Source organism: Bacillus sp. 005/A4HT-01/001, from assembly GCF_004634445.1.
In the GTDB taxonomy this organism is placed as follows: Bacteria; Bacillota; Bacilli; order Bacillales; family Bacillaceae; genus Bacillus; species Bacillus altitudinis.
Genome location: NZ_SEIZ01000018.1, coordinates 1 through 3,040, shown reverse-complemented (window position 1 = coordinate 3,040; position 3,040 = coordinate 1). Strand labels below are relative to the sequence as shown.

At 52.5% G+C, this 3,040-nt stretch carries 1 rRNA gene; it reads left to right on the top strand.

The features are described from left to right. Window positions 1–95 precede the first annotated feature (95 nt). Window positions 96–3,026, top strand: a 23S ribosomal RNA gene (locus ES896_RS19930). The last annotated feature ends 14 nt before the right edge of the window (window positions 3,027–3,040 follow it).

The window sequence follows — 3,040 nt, the reverse complement described above, 5'->3', positions numbered from 1 at the left end:
TGTTCTTTGAAAACTAGATAACAATAAGTAATACATTCACATTGAATGCAATGCAAAGTTCATCACACATAGTGATTCTTTCTAAAGTAAGAAATGGTTAAGTTAGAAAGGGCGCACGGTGGATGCCTTGGCACTAGGAGCCGATGAAGGACGGGACGAACACCGATATGCTTCGGGGAGCTGTAAGCAAGCTTTGATCCGGAGATTTCCGAATGGGGAAACCCACTGCTCGTAATGGAGTAGTATCCATACTTGAATACATAGAGTATGAGAAGGCATACCCGGGGAACTGAAACATCTAAGTACCCGGAGGAAGAGAAAGCAAATGCGATTCCCTGAGTAGCGGCGAGCGAAACGGGAACAGCCCAAACCAAGAGGCTTGCCTCTTGGGGTTGTAGGACACTCTATACGGAGTTACAAAGGAACGATATAAGCGAAGAGGTCTGGAAAGGCCCGCCAAAGAAGGTAACAGCCCTGTAACTGAAATGTTGTTCTCTCCAGAGTGGATCCTGAGTACGGCGGAACACGTGAAATTCCGTCGGAATCCGGGAGGACCATCTCCCAAGGCTAAATACTCCCTAGTGACCGATAGTGAACCAGTACCGTGAGGGAAAGGTGAAAAGCACCCCGGAAGGGGAGTGAAATAGATCCTGAAACCGTGTGCCTACAAGTAGTCAGAGCCCGTTAACGGGTGATGGCGTGCCTTTTGTAGAATGAACCGGCGAGTTACGATCCCGTGCAAGGTTAAGCAGAAGATGCGGAGCCGCAGCGAAAGCGAGTCTGAATAGGGCGCATGAGTACGTGGTCGTAGACCCGAAACCAGGTGATCTACCCATGTCCAGGGTGAAGTTCAGGTAACACTGAATGGAGGCCCGAACCCACGCACGTTGAAAAGTGCGGGGATGAGGTGTGGGTAGGGGTGAAATGCCAATCGAACCTGGAGATAGCTGGTTCTCTCCGAAATAGCTTTAGGGCTAGCCTCAAGGTAAGAGTCTCGGAGGTAGAGCACTGATTGGACTAGGGGCCCCTACCGGGTTACCGAATTCAGTCAAACTCCGAATGCCGATGACTTATCCTTGGGAGTCAGACTGCGAGTGATAAGATCCGTAGTCGAAAGGGAAACAGCCCAGACCGCCAGCTAAGGTCCCAAAGTATACGTTAAGTGGAAAAGGATGTGGAGTTGCTTAGACAACCAGGATGTTGGCTTAGAAGCAGCCACCATTTAAAGAGTGCGTAATAGCTCACTGGTCGAGTGACTCTGCGCCGAAAATGTACCGGGGCTAAACGTATCACCGAAGCTGCGGACTGTTCTTACGAACAGTGGTAGGAGAGCGTTCTAAGTGCAGTGAAGTCAGACCGGAAGGACTGGTGGAGCGCTTAGAAGTGAGAATGCCGGTATGAGTAGCGAAAGACGGGTGAGAATCCCGTCCACCGAATGCCTAAGGTTTCCTGAGGAAGGCTCGTCCGCTCAGGGTTAGTCGGGACCTAAGCCGAGGCCGAAAGGCGTAGGCGATGGACAACAGGTTGATATTCCTGTACCACCTCCTCACCATTTGAGCAATGGGGGGACGCAGGAGGATAGGGTAAGCGCGGTATTGGATATCCGCGTCCAAGCAGTTAGGCTGGGAAATAGGCAAATCCGTTTCCCGTGAAGGCTGAGCTGTGATGGCGAGCGAAATTTAGTAGCGAAGTTCCTGATTCCACACTGCCAAGAAAAGCCTCTAGCGAGGTGAGAGGTGCCCGTACCGCAAACCGACACAGGTAGGCGAGGAGAGAATCCTAAGGTGATCGAGAGAACTCTCGTTAAGGAACTCGGCAAAATGACCCCGTAACTTCGGGAGAAGGGGTGCTTCTTAGGGTGTTAAAGCCCCGAGAAGCCGCAGTGAATAGGCCCAGGCGACTGTTTAGCAAAAACACAGGTCTCTGCGAAGCCGTAAGGCGAAGTATAGGGGCTGACGCCTGCCCGGTGCTGGAAGGTTAAGAGGAGCGCTTAGCGTAAGCGAAGGTGCGAATTGAAGCCCCAGTAAACGGCGGCCGTAACTATAACGGTCCTAAGGTAGCGAAATTCCTTGTCGGGTAAGTTCCGACCCGCACGAAAGGCGCAACGATCTGGGCACTGTCTCAACGAGAGACTCGGTGAAATTATAGTACCTGTGAAGATGCAGGTTACCCGCGACAGGACGGAAAGACCCCGTGGAGCTTTACTGCAGCCTGATATTGAATGTTGGTACAGCTTGTACAGGATAGGTAGGAGCCTTGGAAACCGGAGCGCTAGCTTCGGTGGAGGCATCGGTGGGATACTACCCTGGCTGTATTGACCTTCTAACCCGCTGCCCTTATCGGGCAGGGAGACAGTGTCAGGTGGGCAGTTTGACTGGGGCGGTCGCCTCCTAAAATGTAACGGAGGCGCCCAAAGGTTCCCTCAGAATGGTTGGAAATCATTCGCAGAGTGTAAAGGCACAAGGGAGCTTGACTGCGAGACCTACAAGTCGAGCAGGGACGAAAGTCGGGCTTAGTGATCCGGTGGTTCCGCATGGAAGGGCCATCGCTCAACGGATAAAAGCTACCCCGGGGATAACAGGCTTATCTCCCCCAAGAGTCCACATCGACGGGGAGGTTTGGCACCTCGATGTCGGCTCATCGCATCCTGGGGCTGTAGTCGGTCCCAAGGGTTGGGCTGTTCGCCCATTAAAGCGGTACGCGAGCTGGGTTCAGAACGTCGTGAGACAGTTCGGTCCCTATCCGTCGCGGGCGCAGGAAATTTGAGAGGAGCTGTCCTTAGTACGAGAGGACCGGGATGGACGCACCGCTGGTGTACCAGTTGTTCTGCCAAGGGCATCGCTGGGTAGCTATGTGCGGACGGGATAAGTGCTGAAAGCATCTAAGCATGAAGCCCCCCTCAAGATGAGATTTCCCATTCCGCAAGGAAGTAAGATCCCTGAAAGATGATCAGGTTGATAGGTCTGAGGTGGAAGCGTGGTGACACGTGGAGCTGACAGATACTAATAGATCGAGGACTTAACCTATATTCTAATGTGAA